This is a genomic window from Billgrantia sp. Q4P2 (assembly GCF_052806135.1).
Genome location: NZ_JBRBAI010000003.1, coordinates 248,322 through 262,704, shown reverse-complemented (window position 1 = coordinate 262,704; position 14,383 = coordinate 248,322). Strand labels below are relative to the sequence as shown.

18 protein-coding genes are annotated in these 14,383 nt (G+C 64.5%); 13 read left to right on the top strand and 5 right to left on the bottom strand.

The genetic code is table 11. The annotated features are described in order from the left end of the window. Positions 1-199 precede the first annotated feature (199 nt). Positions 200-1,198 carry a DUF2157 domain-containing protein gene (locus ACUY1T_RS06700; protein ID WP_446021219.1) on the top strand — a complete coding sequence of 333 codons (999 nt, stop codon included), beginning with the start codon at positions 200-202 and terminating at the stop codon, positions 1,196-1,198. On the opposite strand, the gene ACUY1T_RS06695 is transcribed toward ACUY1T_RS06700, so the two are convergent. Both ACUY1T_RS06695 and ACUY1T_RS06690 read right to left on the bottom strand, forming a co-directional pair. Then, positions 1,193-1,873: a DsbA family protein gene (locus ACUY1T_RS06695; RefSeq protein ID WP_446021217.1), complete on the bottom strand. Its 681-nt coding sequence runs from the start codon at positions 1,871-1,873 to the stop codon at positions 1,193-1,195. The two genes, ACUY1T_RS06700 and ACUY1T_RS06695, sit on opposite strands and share 6 nt — an antisense overlap. Positions 1,874-1,877: 4 nt before the next feature. Further along, complete coding sequence (locus ACUY1T_RS06690) at positions 1,878-2,780, bottom strand: MBL fold metallo-hydrolase (RefSeq protein WP_446021215.1); 903 nt, start codon at positions 2,778-2,780, stop codon at positions 1,878-1,880. Positions 2,781-2,894: 114 nt separating this feature from the next. Here ACUY1T_RS06690 and ACUY1T_RS06685 point away from each other — a divergent pair, with 114 nt between their 5' ends. Genes ACUY1T_RS06685 through ACUY1T_RS06675 form a run of 3 tightly spaced genes read left to right on the top strand, consistent with a single transcriptional unit; the run spans position 2,895 to position 5,445 of the window. Further along, complete coding sequence (locus tag ACUY1T_RS06685) at positions 2,895-3,836, top strand: LysR family transcriptional regulator (protein WP_446021213.1); 942 nt, start codon at positions 2,895-2,897, stop codon at positions 3,834-3,836. Further along, positions 3,836-4,912, top strand: a complete 1,077-nt coding sequence (locus ACUY1T_RS06680) for a DUF4401 domain-containing protein (protein WP_446021211.1) — start codon at positions 3,836-3,838, stop codon at positions 4,910-4,912. Before ACUY1T_RS06685 ends, ACUY1T_RS06680 begins: the two co-directional genes overlap by 1 nt. Next, positions 4,909-5,445 carry a GDYXXLXY domain-containing protein gene (locus ACUY1T_RS06675; protein ID WP_446021210.1) on the top strand — a complete coding sequence of 179 codons (537 nt, stop codon included), beginning with the start codon at positions 4,909-4,911 and terminating at the stop codon, positions 5,443-5,445. Before ACUY1T_RS06680 ends, ACUY1T_RS06675 begins: the two co-directional genes overlap by 4 nt. Positions 5,446-5,486: 41 nt before the next feature. On the opposite strand, the gene ACUY1T_RS06670 is transcribed toward ACUY1T_RS06675, so the two are convergent. Further along, the gene (locus ACUY1T_RS06670; RefSeq protein ID WP_446021209.1) at positions 5,487-6,191 is read right to left on the bottom strand and encodes a VIT1/CCC1 transporter family protein; all 705 of its coding nucleotides are present in this window, start codon (positions 6,189-6,191) and stop codon (positions 5,487-5,489) included. A gap of 147 nt (positions 6,192-6,338) precedes the next feature. Here ACUY1T_RS06670 and ACUY1T_RS06665 point away from each other — a divergent pair, with 147 nt between their 5' ends. The 6 genes from ACUY1T_RS06665 to ACUY1T_RS06640 all read left to right on the top strand — a co-directional run bounded on the left by ACUY1T_RS06665 (position 6,339) and on the right by ACUY1T_RS06640 (position 10,085). Beyond that, positions 6,339-6,980: a Vat family streptogramin A O-acetyltransferase gene (locus tag ACUY1T_RS06665; protein ID WP_446021207.1), complete on the top strand. Its 642-nt coding sequence runs from the start codon at positions 6,339-6,341 to the stop codon at positions 6,978-6,980. Positions 6,981-6,999: 19 nt separating this feature from the next. Then, positions 7,000-7,440 (top strand): hypothetical protein, encoded by a 441-nt coding sequence (locus tag ACUY1T_RS06660; protein ID WP_446021206.1) that lies wholly within the window; start codon positions 7,000-7,002, stop codon positions 7,438-7,440. 72 nt (positions 7,441-7,512) lie between these two features. Beyond that, positions 7,513-8,151 (top strand): LysE family translocator, encoded by a 639-nt coding sequence (locus ACUY1T_RS06655; RefSeq protein ID WP_446021204.1) that lies wholly within the window; start codon positions 7,513-7,515, stop codon positions 8,149-8,151. Positions 8,152-8,352: 201 nt separating this feature from the next. Continuing rightward, positions 8,353-9,216: a glutathione-dependent disulfide-bond oxidoreductase gene (gene yghU / locus ACUY1T_RS06650; RefSeq protein ID WP_446021202.1), complete on the top strand. Its 864-nt coding sequence runs from the start codon at positions 8,353-8,355 to the stop codon at positions 9,214-9,216. Then, complete coding sequence (locus tag ACUY1T_RS06645) at positions 9,217-9,672, top strand: GNAT family N-acetyltransferase (RefSeq protein ID WP_446021200.1); 456 nt, start codon at positions 9,217-9,219, stop codon at positions 9,670-9,672. Positions 9,673-9,746: 74 nt separating this feature from the next. Next, a complete protein-coding gene (locus ACUY1T_RS06640; RefSeq protein ID WP_446021198.1) occupies positions 9,747-10,085 on the top strand; it encodes a zinc ribbon domain-containing protein YjdM in 339 nt (112 codons plus the stop codon). Positions 10,086-10,148: 63 nt separating this feature from the next. Here the strand turns inward: ACUY1T_RS06640 and ACUY1T_RS06635 are convergent, their stop codons facing one another. After that, positions 10,149-11,486 (bottom strand): tetratricopeptide repeat protein, encoded by a 1,338-nt coding sequence (locus tag ACUY1T_RS06635; protein ID WP_446021196.1) that lies wholly within the window; start codon positions 11,484-11,486, stop codon positions 10,149-10,151. A 158-nt stretch (positions 11,487-11,644) separates the two neighbouring features. On the opposite strand from ACUY1T_RS06635, the gene ACUY1T_RS06630 reads away from it, so the two are divergent. The 3 genes from ACUY1T_RS06630 to ACUY1T_RS06620 are packed head-to-tail and all read left to right on the top strand — an operon-like array spanning position 11,645 to position 13,916. Beyond that, a complete protein-coding gene (locus ACUY1T_RS06630; protein WP_446021194.1) occupies positions 11,645-12,649 on the top strand; it encodes an AraC family transcriptional regulator in 1,005 nt (334 codons plus the stop codon). After that, positions 12,643-13,128, top strand: a complete 486-nt coding sequence (locus ACUY1T_RS06625) for a nucleoside deaminase (RefSeq protein WP_446021192.1) — start codon at positions 12,643-12,645, stop codon at positions 13,126-13,128. Before ACUY1T_RS06630 ends, ACUY1T_RS06625 begins: the two co-directional genes overlap by 7 nt. Positions 13,129-13,166: 38 nt before the next feature. Further along, the gene (locus tag ACUY1T_RS06620; protein ID WP_446021190.1) at positions 13,167-13,916 is read left to right on the top strand and encodes a DUF72 domain-containing protein; all 750 of its coding nucleotides are present in this window, start codon (positions 13,167-13,169) and stop codon (positions 13,914-13,916) included. 222 nt (positions 13,917-14,138) lie between these two features. Here ACUY1T_RS06620 and ACUY1T_RS06615 read toward each other — a convergent pair whose 3' ends face one another. Then, positions 14,139-14,378: a hypothetical protein gene (locus ACUY1T_RS06615; RefSeq protein WP_446021188.1), complete on the bottom strand. Its 240-nt coding sequence runs from the start codon at positions 14,376-14,378 to the stop codon at positions 14,139-14,141. Positions 14,379-14,383 lie beyond the last annotated feature (5 nt).

Sequence of the window (14,383 nt, the reverse complement as noted above, 5' to 3'; positions counted from 1 at the left end):
GACACTCTGGAACGCGCCATCCCCTCCCATCCTGTCAACGTTTAACCAGGCGGTGATGCGCATGCGTTGCTCCCCGGCGCGGCGAGGACGGCCGCGATTACTTGACTGTGCTACTCTCCTGACGGCTGGATGACAGGGGAGGGTGTTCGACATCCCGGTTTGTCGAGAAGGGTTGGCGAGAACAGCGCAAGGAAATGCCATGGCTTCGGTTCGTCATCAGCTGGTTGCCTTGATCGAGCGCGGTGCGATCCCGCGTGAGCAGGTGGCGCGGGCGGTCGCGCTTTCCGGGCTCCATCCTTCGGGGCGGGCCTGGGGGGTGTTCCTGGACCGCTTGCTGCTGTGGCTGGGCATGCTGGCGCTGGCCTGCGCGGTACTGTTCCTGATCGCCTACAACTGGACCGAGATGGGGCGCTGGCTGCGCTTCGGTCTGGTTCAGGCGGCGCTGGTGGCGGCCATCGGCGTGTACTGGTGGGCCGAGCGGCGCGGCGCAGCGAATGACGGCGCCGTGGGGAGCATCGTGGCCCGGGTGGCGCTGACGGCAGCCTCGCTGCTGCTGGGCGTGCTGCTGGCGCTGTTCGGCCAGGTCTACCAGACCGGCGCCGATCCGTGGCAGTTGTTCTTCTTCTGGGCAGTGCTGATGTTGCCCTGGGCGGTAGTGGCGCGCTTCGATGCGCTCTGGATACTGTGGCTGGGGCTGCTCAACCTTGCGCTGGCGCTCTACTTCCGCACCTGGGGCGGGGCGTTCGGTGCCCTGTTCGCCAGCGATACCGCCGCCCTCTGGGGGCTGTTCACACTCAATACCGTGGCACTCGCCCTGTGGGAGCTGGGTGCCCGGCACTGGCGCTGGCTGTCGACCGGATGGGCCACGCGCCTGCTGGCGCTGGGCAGCGGTATTCCCCTGACTCTGCTGGTAATCGTCTTGATCTTCGATGAGCGGGCCGATGTCTCGCCTGCCGTTCTGGTCTATCCGCTCTGGCTGGCGGCGCTCTACGTCGTCTACCGCCACTGGCGAGCCGACCTGTTCATGCTGGCGGGCGGCTGCCTGTCGGTCATCACGATCGTCACGTTGTTCCTGGCCCGCCACCTGCTGTGGCAGGGCGGGGCGGGCGGCTTCCTGTTCTTGTCCATGGCGGTGCTGGCGCTGGGGGCCGCCGCGGTGTTCTGGCTCAAGCGGCTACATGCCGAGATGCCGTCATGAGCCGCTGCGTGACACCTCTGCGAGGCGATCCAGCCAAGCCGACGGCTGGCCGAGATACCCCATGATATCCATGACCTCGTAGCGGCCTGCGCGCTCGAGTACCAGTGTCGGAAACCCCGCCCCATTCACGCGGGCCAGCAGTTCCCGGCTGGCATGGATATGCGCCTGGGTCGGTTCGCCCTGCTGCGTGGCATAGGCCGTGTCGAAGGCGGGTCCGTCGAGTCCGATATGACATGCCAATGCGCGCAGCACCAGTGGGTCGGCGATGTGCCGCCCCTCGACGTAGTGGGCTGTCTGCATGCGTGCCAGCAGATCCAGCCCACGGCCGGCGATCTCCTCCGCTGCCAGGATGGCGGTGATCGGCGGCTCGGAGTCGAAGAGGGCGCTTTGGTCGCAGAGCAGGCCGTTACGATAGGCTTCGCCAAACGTTTGGCCGCTGAGCTGGGCAATCCGCCGGTCGTGCGGTTCCACCATCTGGCGCAGCTGTGGCGTCACTGGGCGGCGGTTGGCGCCGGCCATCATGCCGCCGGCGTGTAGCTCTAACGGCAGGATGTGGTGGGCTGCCTGGACCAGCGGTGCGACGGCGTAGCACCAGCCGCACAGCGGGTCGAGGATGTAGTGCAGGGTTACCGCCCCGGCGTTGTCGGGGCGGAAAGAGGTTGCCTTGTCGTTCATGGGGTTACCACTCCATTTCGCCCGTGTTGACCTTGGCGCCGATCTCCAGCGCGATGTCCAGGCCCGCTTGCGGGTAGGCCTCCTGCATCGCCTCGATCAGTGCCGCGCTGTCCTCCGCTTGGGCCAATTCGGTCTCGAAGCGCTGCAAGTAGTCCTTGGTGTAAGCCACCTGCGAAGCATCCTGCGGCAGGCCGGGCAGCGAGTGGCCCGGTATCACGATGGCCGGATTCAGCGCGGCGATGTCGTCCAGTTTCTCCACCCAGGCTGTGCGCTCCGCCGCTGTCTGGGCATCGGCGGTCCATGCATGCAGACCGGCGTATACGTTCACGCCCCCGGCCACCGCTTTGATCGACGGAATCCACACATAGCTCCGGTGCGGCAGGCTGTCGTCCAGGCCGCGGATTTCCAGTACCTGATCCTCGAGCATGAGGGTGTTGCCGGACAGCACCTCGGGCAGCGGCACCTGCTGCGGTGCGTTGGCACCCATCCGCGGGCCCCAGACCTGCAGCTTGGTCGGCAGGGTGGCCTCGATCTTCTCCACCGTTGGCTCGGTAGCGACTACCTCCGCGTCGGGGAAAAACTGCTTGAGTACGTCGATGCCGAAGTAGTAATCCGGGTCGGCCTGGCTGATGTAGATCGTTTGCAGATTTTTTCCACTGTCCAGCACCATGGCCGCGATGCGCAGTGCGTCGGCGCGAGTAAAGCCGGTATCCAGCAGCACGGCGTCGTGCTCGCCGGACACCAGTACGGCATTGACATGGAAGCTGCCGGCATCGGCGTTATAGACCTGCAGCGACAGCGGTGCCGTCGTGGTCTCGTCGGTTTGCGCGTCGGCATTGGCGGATGCAAAGCCCAGCGCTGCTGTGGCGAAAGCGAACCAGCGGACCGTGGAGAGTGAATTCATCATCGCACTTGATTCCTGAAAGATGGGTGGAACGGTGTTGTGCGCATGGTATTGGTTCGGAATGGTGGGATATACGTTATTATGATGGATAGTTTGTCAACTATATCGAGCAAATAGATGGACCGTTTCACTGCCATGCAGGTATTCGTTGCGGTGACCGAGCGCGGCAGTGTGACCGCGGCCGCCGAGACGTTGGACATGTCGCGGGCCATGGCCAGCCGCTATCTCGAGAGCTTGGAGCGCTGGCTGGGCGCGCGGCTGCTGCACCGCACGACGCGGCGCATTGCGCTGACCGACGCCGGTCACGAGGCGCTTTCGCGCTGCCGCCAGATGCTGGACCTCGCTGATGAAGTTCAGCTTGCGGCCGGTGCGCGCGGTGTCGAGCCCAAAGGCCGATTGCGCATCGCCACCAGCCAATCGTTCGCCCAGGCCTGGCTTGCCGAGGCGGTGGCGGAATTCCTCGCCGGTCATCCACAGGCGCAGGTCGAGATGCTGGTGCTGGAGCGGGCCGTCAATCTGGTGGAGGAGCGAACGGACCTGGCGGTGCGCATCACCAACCAGCTCGATGAGTCGCTGGTGGCGCGGCGGCTGTGTACCTGCCGCTCGGTGCTGTGCGCGTCTCCCGGCTATATCGAGCGGCACGGCATGCCGCAAACGCCCGAGATGCTGGCTGAACACGATTGTGTGGCACACTCCTATGTCAGCCGTAGTGAGATCCGACTGCGCCGGGAGGGCCGCAGCGTGAGCGTGCCGGTGAGAGGAAAACTTTCCAGCAACGAGACGGGCGTCGTGCGCATGGCCACGCTGGCCAGCGCCGGGATTGCGATGCTGCCGACCTATTTCGTTGCCGACGACCTTCGCCAAGGCCGGCTGGTGCCCGTGATGCCCGCCTGGGAGCCGGAGCCACTGGGCATTCATGCGGTGTACCTGTCGCGCCGCCATCAGCCACTGCTGTTGCGGGCGATGATCGACTTTTTGGCGGAACGGCTCGGCGGCGATGTCGCGCCCTGGGATCGCGATATCGCCATTGATCGCTCCATTTATCCGGAGACAACTTGATGGGCCGCGCCACTACGCCGCTGAAAGATCAACTTGCCCAGGCCGGCATCGACGTGACCGAAGACAGGGGCGAGCCGACACTCGAGACACCCTGGTTCGTGCGGGCGCTGCAGGCGTTCTCGGGTTGGCTGGCGGCCCTGTTCCTGCTGGGCTTCATCGGCATGGGTGCAGTGTTCGTGCTCGACAGCAGTGCGGCCGCTGCCACGCTGGGGCTGGTGATGGTTGCTGGCGCCTTCGCATTGCTCAAGGCGGCCCCCGGCGACTTCCTGGAACATTTGGCACTGGCTGCCAGCTTGGCGGGGCAGTTGCTGGTGGCCTGGGCGGTGGTCTCGCTGCTGGAGGGGGAGACCGCCGGTTTATGGTGGTCGCTGCTGGTGTTTCAGGTGATTCTTGCCGTGGTCATGCCGAGCCTCACGCATCGCGCCTTCTCTGCCTTCGCTGCGAGCGTGGCGCTTTATCTGGCGTTGACTGTAGGTGTCGCATTGCCTTCCGTTGCCAGCGGCCTGGTGCTGCTGGCGCTGACCGTTGTCTGGCTCAACGAGTTTCGCTGGCCGGCACGGCTACGGGCGCTACAGGCGCTGGGCTACGGTCTGTTGCTGGGGCTGCTGGTCATCCAGGCCATGGGATACTCCGGCCAGTCGCTGCTCTTCTGGCGCTATTACCCCAGCATCGGCTTGGCCTGGCTGGAACCCTGGGCCGGGGATGCCCTGGGCCTGCTGGCGCTGCTGCTGCTGATCCGAAACGTCTTTCAGCACCATGCCGGTACAGTCGTGCCGTCCGTGCGCTTGGCAGCCTATGGCGCCGTGGCCGTGCTGATGCTGCTCTCGCTCCAGGCCCCTGGCCTGAGCCAGGGCGCGGTGGTGGTCGCGCTGGGCTTCGCCATCGGCAATCGTTTGGTCATGGGGTTTGGGGGGCTGTTACTGCTGCTTTCTATCACGAGTTACTACTACTGGCTCGAGGCGACGCTGCTGACCAAGGCGCTGACGCTGTTCGCCATGGGCGTGGTGTTGCTGGCGATACGCTGGGCCATGCGGCACGGCCGGTGGGCCAGGGAAGCGGAGGGCGCGGGCCAATGATAGCGGCAGCCAAGCTGAACAGGACCATCGTGGTGGCGACCCTGGTGCTGATTCTGGCGCTGGTCAACTGGAGCATCTGGGCCAAGGAGCGCCACCTGGCCGCAGGCGAGGTGGTGTACCTGGAGCTGGCGCCGGTGGACCCGCGCTCGCTGATGCAGGGCGACTACATGGCGCTGAACTTCGATATCGGCAACCGTATCCAGGACGCGCTGCTCGAAAGGCGCATGCAGAGCGGCGAGATGGATGCCGCCGATGGGCACGTGGTCGTTCGCCTGGACGCGCAGCGGATCGCGAACTTCGAGCGGTTAGATTCCGGGGAGAGTGCGCTGGAGGCCGACGAAATGCGCCTGCGCTACCGGATGCGCAACGGCCGGGTCCGGTTCGCCACCGATGCCTTCTTCTTCCAGGAGGGCCATGCCGAGCGCTACGAACCTGCCCGCTATGGTCAGTTCCGCGTCAACGGCCGCGGCGAACCCCTGCTCGTTTCCCTGCACGATACCGAGCTGGAGCTGCTGGGGGAGATGGAGCGGTGATATGGCTTCGTAGTTTATATGGCGCCGGGGTTGCTCACGAGCTAGCTCAAACCGAACAGCGCATGCGCCAGGTGTCCGCTGATGAAGGCGAGGCTGGCGGCGGCGCCTCCTATCAACAGGGTACGAAGCCCCGAGCGTAACATCGGCCGGTGGTAGACCAGGCTCTTGAGCATCCCGATGTTGAAGAACATTGCACCGGCGATAAGAAGACTTGCCAGGAATTGGGTGGTGGCATCCAGGCCCGGTAGCGCATAGGGCAGTAGCGGCATGGCGCCTACAATGATAAAAGCGAAGAAGGTCGTCAGCGCGGCGCGCAGGGGGCTCAATCCGACAGGCTGCAGGGAATACTCTTCCTTGAGCATGGTGTCCACCCAGATATCGTGATCGTCGGTCAGGGTTTCCACCACTCTTTCCAGCAATTCCCCCTCGAAGCCTTTTGCACGGAAAATCTGCCGTATTTCTTCTCTCTCTCCTTCGGGGATCAGCTGGATATGGTGATATTCGCGACGAGCGACACTGTCGATATGTTCCTGCTGCGCTTGGGAAGCCTCGTAGTTGCTGACGGCCATGCTGAAGCCGTCGGCAAGAAGGTTGGCGAAACCGAGTACCAGGGCGACCGTAGGGGAAAAGCCTGCGCCGAAAGCGCCAGAAACGACGGCGAATGTGGTTACGCACCCATCGATGCCCCCGAGTATTGCATCGGGCATGGAGTTCGCTTGCGGCGGTTGGGACAGGCGCTTCTTCACTGCCTCGGGGCGGTGCTCGGGCTCGAGATCTTCGCGGTCTTGTGCCATGGCGCCCATCCGGAGTGGGTATTATGCGTCTCTTCTCTATCCAAGGAGAATAGAAGAGGGCATCGGTAAACGTTAGCAGATGACATTAGGAGAGCAGCAGTGCACGGACCAGACCCGACCAATAAGCACCCCATGGAAGGGTTTCCCCAGGTGTGCTTCATCAAGAACGTGATCAAGAGCCCGAACATCGTCGTCGGCGACTACACCTACTACGACGATCCGGAGGATTCGGAGAACTTCGAGCGCAACGTGCTCTACCATTTCCCGTTCATTGGCGACAAGCTGGTCATCGGCAAGTTCTGCGCCATTGCCCGGGGGGCGAAGTTCATCATGAACGGGGCGAATCACAAGCTTTCCGGTATCTCCACCTATCCGTTCCAGATCTTCGGCAACGGGTGGGAGAAGGTCATGCCGGAGCCGGGCGAGCTGCCCTATAAGGGCGACACGGTCGTTGGGCACGACGTGTGGATCGGTTATGACGCCCTCATCATGCCCGGCGTGAAGATCGGCAACGGCGCCATCGTATCGTCGCGCTCGGTAGTGGTGAGCGACGTGCCGCCCTACACGGTGGTCGGCGGCAACCCGGCCCGCCCCATCAAGCAGCGCTTCCCGCCGGAGGCGGTCGAAACCCTGCAGGCCATTGCCTGGTGGGACTGGCCGGTGGAGAAGATCACTCGGTACCTGCCGCTGATCGTGGCTGGCGATGTCGAGGCGCTACGGCAGAATGGATTTAGCGAATGAGCGTATGGCAGGCAGGAGTATGAACAGGGAGTTGTGCCACAGGATCCTGATCGTTGCCGAGATGCTCTTGCTGGCACTGCCGGTTAGCGTGTTCTGCCTGTTTTTCGGTTTGGCCCTGCTAATGACGGTGGGATTTCCCTGGGGGCTGGAAGAACTCGCGATCATGATCTTCGTGTTGGTCGGCACGCTGGGTATCGTCGGGCTGTGGTGTGCTGCCATCACTTACCTGACCCGGCGGACGCGGTCCATCTGGTGGTGGCGGGCCGCCTGCATGGGCGCTGGGCTGGTGAGCGTTTCCCTGATGCTCTTCTGCCTGATCGCCTTTGGCTGGGAGCGGCCGGAGTGGGTGGTCATCATTGCCCTGGGGGTGTTTGCCAGCCCGTTGTTGATACCCTTTCTCCACCTTGCCTATCTGCTGCGAACGCCCCGGGAGCCTCTGTCGACTCAGGCGCAGCAATAACCTTTGAGGTAAGCTCGAACTTCGGTGGCCGGTATGCAGCAGGCGGCGTATTGAATCTACAAGGAGATGGCCGTGGAGTGGTGGACCTGGATAACCTACGTGGGTGTGATAACGGCCCTGATCATCTTCCCCGGGCCGGTGGCGCTGCTATGCACGACCCATGGCCTGCGCTTCGGTCGGCATCGGGCCTTCGCGACCGTACTGGGCGGCGGTATGGCTTCTCTCGTGCTGATGGCGCTTTCCGCGCTGGGCCTCGGCGCCGTTCTGGCCACCTCGGAAACGGCCTTCTTCGTGCTCAAGCTGATCGGCGGCGCCTACCTGGTCTACCTGGGGCTGCAGGCTTGGCTGACGGTGCCCCGCTCGCCGATGGACGAGGTGCCCCAGGCGGGGCCGGCAACGCGGCAACCCGTCCCCGCCCTGTTCCGCCAGGGTTTCCTGGTGGGGATCGGCAACCCCAAGGATCTGCTGTTCTTCGCTGCCCTGTTCCCCAACTTCATCACCATCGGCGAACCGCAATTGCTGCAGTTCGTCATCCTGGCACTGACCTGGCTGGTCATCGACACCACCCTGATGACGCTCTACGCCACCCTGGGCTCGGGCCTGGGCCGCTGGTTCGATAGCCCCGGCAGGATGCGCGCCTTTCATCGCACTACCGGCGGGCTTTTCCTGGGAGCTGGAGGCACCTTGATCGTCTCCAGCGCCAATAGGTGAGTCCACGCGTATGTAAAGGTAAGCCATTTCTACACCGTTATCGGCAACGTGCCACAGATACCCGCCGCTGCGATTCGTATGCTTTCCCGCGCGAGACCGACTCGAACCCCGAACCTTAACAGGCTATCTTTTGTCGGACTGGCATGGGGGCTGCCGCCTCCTAGCGGAGTGCCATGCCATATACCCCCGACAGGAGTCTTCATGAGCCAGGAACACGAGTACGTACCGCCGAAGGTGTGGAAATGGGAGAAGGCCAGCGGTGGCCAGTTCGCCAACATCAACCGCCCCATCGCCGGCCCGACCCACGACAAGGCGCTGCCGGTCGGCAAGCATCCGCTGCAACTCTATTCGCTGGCCACGCCCAACGGGGTGAAGGCCACCGTCATGCTCGAGGAGCTGCTGGCGCGGGGGCACGAAGGCGCCGAATACGATGCCTGGCTGATCCGTATCGGCGAGGGAGAGCAGTTCGGCAGCGGCTTCGTCGAGGTCAACCCCAACTCGAAGATCCCGGCGCTGATGGACCACAGCACCACGCCGCCTACCCGGGTGTTCGAATCGGGCTCGATCCTGCTCTACCTGGCCGAGAAGTTCGGCGAGCTGTTGCCCCGCGATCCGGCCGGGCGTACCGAGACCCTGAACTGGCTGTTCTGGCAGATGGGTAGCGGGCCATACCTGGGCGGTGGGTTCGGCCACTTCTACGCCTACGCCCCGACCAAGATCGAGTACGCCATCGACCGCTTTGCCATGGAGGCCAAGCGCCAGCTCGACGTGCTGGACCGGCGCCTGGCCGAGAGCCGCTACCTCGGCGGTGACGAATACACCATTGCCGATATCGCCAACTGGTGCTGGTACGGTCAACTGGCGCTCGACCGCGTCTACGATGCCGGCGAATTCCTGCAGGTGCAGGAGTACCAGCACGTGCAGCGCTGGGCCAGGGAGATCGACGCTCGCCCGGCGGTGCAGCGCGGGCGTATGGTCAACCGCACCTTCGGCCCACTGGAGCAGCAACTGCACGAGCGCCACGACGCCAGCGACTTCGAGACGCAGACGCAGGACAAGCGCTAGGTGACGGTCATAGCGCCAAGACGACTGGAACACCGTGACCTGGAAGCCTGCGCGGCACTGTTCGCGCAGGTGTTCTCTGTGGAACCTTGGAGCGAACCTTGGGGTGCCGATGGGGCTCTGGCGCGGCTCGAGCATTTCCACGCGTCGCCCGGCTTCGTGGGGATGCTGTCGTCGGGCGACAAGGGCGACGTCACGGGCTTCGTGCTGGGTAACCTCGAGCCCTATCTGGATTGCCACCTGTTCTACCTGAGAGAGATGTGCGTCGCCTCGCATCGGCAGGGCCAGGGTATTGGCTCGCAGCTCTATCGGGCCCTGGAGAGGGAACTGGCCTCGCGTGACGTTCGCGCGGTGTACCTGGCCACGGGCCGCAACGTTCCCGCTGCCGGCTTCTACCAGCGCCTGGGCTTTCGCTGCAGCGAGAGCATGGCGTTCTATGCCAAGGGCCTGCAGGGCTAGGCGACGCCTCGTTGGACACCTTCGGGGCGCTCTGGCATGCTTCGCGCTTCGCGAAATCCGCCCAAGAGAAACCCATGACTGCACTGCCGAACTGTCCCGCCTGCCATTCCGAGTACACCTACGAAGTTGCCGACATGTATGCCTGCCCCGAATGCGGCCATGAGTGGTCGGGCCTGGCGGAAGCCGAGCCAGGCGATGGGAAGGTGGTACGCGATGCCAACGGCAACGAGTTGCAGGACGGCGACAGCGTCACCGTGATCAAGGACCTCAAGGTCAAGGGCACCTCGTCGGTGGTCAAGGTGGGTACCAAGGTGAAGAGCATTCGCCTGGTGGAGGGCGACCACGACATCGACTGCAAGATCGATGGCTTCGGGCCGATGAAGCTGAAGTCGGAGTTCGTCAAGAAGGCATAAGCGTCGAGACCCAGGGCGTTTGGCCGGGTGCCCCGCAGGTTCAGCGGGGCACCCAGTCTTCGTTCAGGCAACCTGTCGCGGCCGGTCGCCAAGAGCGATTGCCCGATTCAGGAAGGCGCGATTCAAGGGGCTGAACGGCTTGATGGCCAGGCGCTCATGCGCCAAGCCCTCGGCCACGTCGCGGTAACCGCCACGCAGGGCGGCTTCGGTCAGCGTCCAGTCGATGATGTCGCGCTGGGCATGGCTGCCGCCGAAGCCGTTGGCGATGAAGCGCGCCGGATGCAGGCGCTCGACGGCAGTGCCATAGTCGCCCTGCCAGAACGCGATGAATCCTTCCACCAATGGCAGGCCCGTCTGCCTGGCCCAGACGCTCGCCTCCCGGCTTGCGCCGTTGTCTCGAAGCGCCGACAGCAGCCGGTCGATCCGGTCGCCACGGCCGGCGCCCAGATAGGCCATGACGGCATGCCAGTCGTTGAACGGGTAGAGCTTGCCATCGGCATGGCTGTCCCAGGCTTGTGCCAGTTCCTGCCAGCGGTTGCCGACATCCTGGCCGGTGAGGTGCAGCCGCCAGAGCAGGGCGGAGGCATCGACCATGTCGAGTACCACGGGGCTGCGCTCCTGGCGGATCGGGCCGTCATACAGCGCCAGTGCCCGCTCGGTCTGGCCCAGGTCGAGATGGCACAGGGCCAGGTGCCACCAGTTGTGCACCTTGAACAGGTTGTCCTCGCCCGCCCAGTGCGGTTTGCGCACCGTCATCCAGCCGATGCCATCCTCGGCGCGGCCCTGCATCTCCATCACGTGGGCCACGGCATGGTGCGCCCAGCAGTCGAGCGGCTGCCTGTCCAGGGCGTCTCGGCCGGTCGCCTCGGCCCGGGCGTAGGCGCCGGTCTCCTCCAGCCCGAAGGCGTAAAGGCCAAGGACGATCGAGTAGCCCGGGATATCGGGTGTCCACTTGGGTAGCACCCGGGCGATGCGGTCTCGCAGGTCGCGGGCATTGGCACGGTAGAAGTCGGTCAGGTGCCCGGCCTGCAGGGCCAGCAGGTCGTGCGGATAGCGCATGTTGTGCCGGTCCAGCGCGCAGGCACCCGCGCTCCACTCCCCGGCCAGCAGGTGATCGAGGGCGGCGACGTGGGAGGCTTCGCGATCACTCAGGCGATACGATTTCACGGCCGCGACATCGGCCCTGGCCGCTTCGGCGGCGTCGGGCTCGGTGGCCAGCGCAAACAGGTAGGCCCGGAGGATTCGCGCCATGGCGAAGTCGGGAGCCGACTCGATGGCCTGGTCCAGCGGTGTCACGGGGTCGCCGCGATAGAGGTTGAAGGCCTCTGCCGAGCGGGAATAGAGGTCCAGGGCTTCTGCGGTGGCGCCGGACAGGGTGTTTCCTTGCAGGTCGGTCAGCATTGTCGTTGTCGCTCCACATTCCGTCGTTTCGTCGGGGGAAATGGCGCCGGTCTTTGCCTGACGCCATGCTGCTAAACTACTGGCAGGCGCGGCGGACGATAATGAGCGAGACGCCGGACTTCTTGTCCGAGCCGCCGCCATCACGGGAGCGATGCTCGATGGAGGCTTCTCTCGATGTGCTGCGCACGATCCGCCTGACCGGGGGCATCTTCCTCGATGCGGAATTCACTGCGCCCTGGTGCGTGGCCGCCCAAGTCGCCCCGGAAGACTGTCACCCGTTCACGCCCCTGCCCAAGGGCATCATTGCCTACCATTACGTCAGCGCTGGCCGGCTACTGTTGCGCGTGGGCGAAGGGGCTCCGCTGGAAGTCCCGGCCGGGCACCTGGTGGTGCTACCGCGCAATGATCCGCACGTGCTCGGCAGCAGCCTGGATTGCCCGCCCGTGAGTGCCGAAGGACTCATGCAAGAGACCGTCGAGAGCGGCATCACACGGATCGTTCACGGCGGCGAGGGCGAGGCGACACGGCTCTGGTGCGGCTTCCTGCTCAGCGATACGACGACCGATCCTCTCGTTGCCATGCTACCGAGCGTGATGACGCTGGACGTGGCGCAGGGTGTCGCGGGGCCTTGGATCGAGAGTTCCTTCCGCCTGGCCGCCAGCGAGTTCGCGACAGGAGAGGTGCGCTCGCCGGCGCTGCTGTCGCGGCTGGCGGAGCTGCTCTTCATCGAAGCCGTGCAGTGTTACTTCGCCGGCCTGCCGCCGGAGCAGCTCGGTTGGCTGGGCGGGCTGCGCAACCCCTTCGTCAGCCGCGGCCTGGCACTGGTGCATGACCGCCCGTCCCGCCACTGGACGACCGAAGCGCTGGCGCGGGAAGTGGGGCTCTCGCGTTCCGCCTTCGCCGAACGCTTCACCGAACTGGTGGGCGTGCCGCCCATGCGCTACCTGGCGGGGCTGCGCATGGAATTGGCGGCGCGCCGCCTGCGGGAGTCGCGTGACCCCATTGCGCTGATTGCCGAGGAGGTCGGATACGAGTCGGAAGTCTCCTTCACCAAGGCGTTCAAGCGCACCTTCGGGACGCCGCCGGCAACGTGGCGACGGGGGCAGAAGGGAGGGCCGGCTACCCCAAGTGATAGGCACGATGAGGAGAGTGAGGAATGCTGAGTCCTGATGATTTACGTCATCTCCGCCGCTGCGTGGAGTTGGCCGCTGAAGCGCTCGAGAAAGGCGATGAGCCCTTCGGCTCCGTCCTCGTCGATGGTGGCGGCCGCGTGCTGGGCGAGGATCACAATCGTGTGGCCTCCGGTGACAGTACCCGCCATCCCGAATTTGCGTTGGCACGCTGGGCGGCTGCTCACATGAGCCCGGAAGCGCGCCGCGCGGCTACCGTCTACACCTCGGGCGAACATTGTCCCATGTGTGCCGCTGCGCATGCCTGGGTTGGGCTTGGGCGTATCGTCTATGCCAGCTCCTCGGAGCAGCTGTCCGCTTGGCTTGGCGAGCTGGGGGTTCCGCCGGCTCCTGTACATCCTTTGCCAATCCAGCAAGTTGCTCCAGGCATTATCGTGGAGGGGCCGGCACCCGAGCTGGCGGAGCAGGTGCGCGAGCTGCACTGTCGCTTTTATGGGGCTGGGCCACACTGAAGGCATGTCTCAGCGACGGAGCGACAGCGGAGGGAGCCATGAGCGAGACTACGCAGCGAAAGCGCCAGGGGCGGCTGCGCATCGGTACGTCCGGCTACCAATATCGCCACTGGAAGGGGCGCTTTTATCCGAGCGAGCTGGCCCAGAACGAGTGGTTCGGCCATTACGCCGGACAGTTCGACACGGTGGAGATCAACAACACCTTCTATAACCTGCCCCAGGCGGACACCTTCGACAAGTGGAAAGAGGCGGCGCCTGCCGGCTTCGAGTACGCGTTGAAATTCAGCCGCTACGGCAGTCACATGAAGCGCCTCAAGGATCCCGAGCAGAGCCTGGGAACCTTCCTCGAGGTGGCTCGGCGGCTCGACAGATGCCTGGGTCCGATCCTGGTGCAGCTGCCGCCTAACTGGAAATCGCGGCCAGAGCGGTTGCATGCCTTTCTCGCCGAGGCGCCGAAGCAGTATCGCTTGGCCGTCGAGCTGCGCGACCCCGACTGGTTGAACGACGAGGTGTATGACGTGTTGTGCCGGCACGACGCGGCGCTGTGCCTGCATGACATGCTGGAGCGCCATCCTCGGGTGTTTACCGCCGGCTGGACCTACCTACGCTTTCATGGCAAGCGGTATGCCGGCAGCTACTCACGCCAGTATCTCGTGGCCGAGGCAAAGCGTATCGCTGAGCTGCTGCGCGAGGGCTGCGATGTCTATGCCTATTTCAATAACGACCAGAAGGCTCATGCACCGCGCAATGCGCTGGATCTGAGACGCTTCGTGAACGACAGGCAATGAAGCGGGCGTTCCGAGGCATGCTACCTGGGCTGGCAGGAGTCGCTGACGCTGCTGGCGACACTGGTCGAGGCGGAAATTCCAGCCTGACGGCCCTGGCTGGCACGGATTGGCTGAGGGGGCCAATAGGCGCTGGGCACCGTTGAAATCTTGCCGATGAGAAACGGACCAAGGAGGATCAAGGCCGGAAGGGATACCCCCCGGCCTCTGCTTCCCTTGTGAGCGTCAACCGAGGCTGTATTCTTCCGCGGCTTCCTGAGAGATCAAGGCGTCGGCCAGTGCCCGCGAAGCAAGGGCGAACTCTATGCGTGCCGCGCTGAGGGCGCTCAAGTCCTTGCAGGAGTCGTCACGCTCCAGGCGGTCGAGCTGTATCTTGGCCATGACCAGGCGCTTGCACAGCGCCTCATTGGCGCTTGGTCCCACTACTTCGTCGGAAGAAGCTCCCGGCATACTCAGCATGTTCATCATTA

What these genes read in the sequence shown, in the direction of transcription:
- ACUY1T_RS06700 (WP_446021219.1), top strand. Translation starts at nt 200, where the DNA reads ATGGCTTCGGTTCGTCATCAGCTGGTTGCCTTGATCGAGCGCGGTGCG.
- ACUY1T_RS06695 (WP_446021217.1), bottom strand. Translation starts at nt 1,873, where the DNA reads ATGAACGACAAGGCAACCTCTTTCCGCCCCGACAACGCCGGGGCGGTA.
- ACUY1T_RS06690 (WP_446021215.1), bottom strand. Translation starts at nt 2,780, where the DNA reads ATGATGAATTCACTCTCCACGGTCCGCTGGTTCGCTTTCGCCACAGCA.
- ACUY1T_RS06685 (WP_446021213.1), top strand. Translation starts at nt 2,895, where the DNA reads ATGGACCGTTTCACTGCCATGCAGGTATTCGTTGCGGTGACCGAGCGC.
- ACUY1T_RS06680 (WP_446021211.1), top strand. Translation starts at nt 3,836, where the DNA reads ATGGGCCGCGCCACTACGCCGCTGAAAGATCAACTTGCCCAGGCCGGC.
- ACUY1T_RS06675 (WP_446021210.1), top strand. Translation starts at nt 4,909, where the DNA reads ATGATAGCGGCAGCCAAGCTGAACAGGACCATCGTGGTGGCGACCCTG.
- ACUY1T_RS06660 (WP_446021206.1), top strand. Translation starts at nt 7,000, where the DNA reads ATGAACAGGGAGTTGTGCCACAGGATCCTGATCGTTGCCGAGATGCTC.
- yghU (WP_446021202.1), top strand. Translation starts at nt 8,353, where the DNA reads ATGAGCCAGGAACACGAGTACGTACCGCCGAAGGTGTGGAAATGGGAG.
- ACUY1T_RS06640 (WP_446021198.1), top strand. Translation starts at nt 9,747, where the DNA reads ATGACTGCACTGCCGAACTGTCCCGCCTGCCATTCCGAGTACACCTAC.
- ACUY1T_RS06635 (WP_446021196.1), bottom strand. Translation starts at nt 11,486, where the DNA reads ATGCTGACCGACCTGCAAGGAAACACCCTGTCCGGCGCCACCGCAGAA.
- ACUY1T_RS06630 (WP_446021194.1), top strand. Translation starts at nt 11,645, where the DNA reads ATGGAGGCTTCTCTCGATGTGCTGCGCACGATCCGCCTGACCGGGGGC.
- ACUY1T_RS06625 (WP_446021192.1), top strand. Translation starts at nt 12,643, where the DNA reads ATGCTGAGTCCTGATGATTTACGTCATCTCCGCCGCTGCGTGGAGTTG.
- ACUY1T_RS06620 (WP_446021190.1), top strand. Translation starts at nt 13,167, where the DNA reads ATGAGCGAGACTACGCAGCGAAAGCGCCAGGGGCGGCTGCGCATCGGT.
- ACUY1T_RS06615 (WP_446021188.1), bottom strand. Translation starts at nt 14,378, where the DNA reads ATGAACATGCTGAGTATGCCGGGAGCTTCTTCCGACGAAGTAGTGGGA.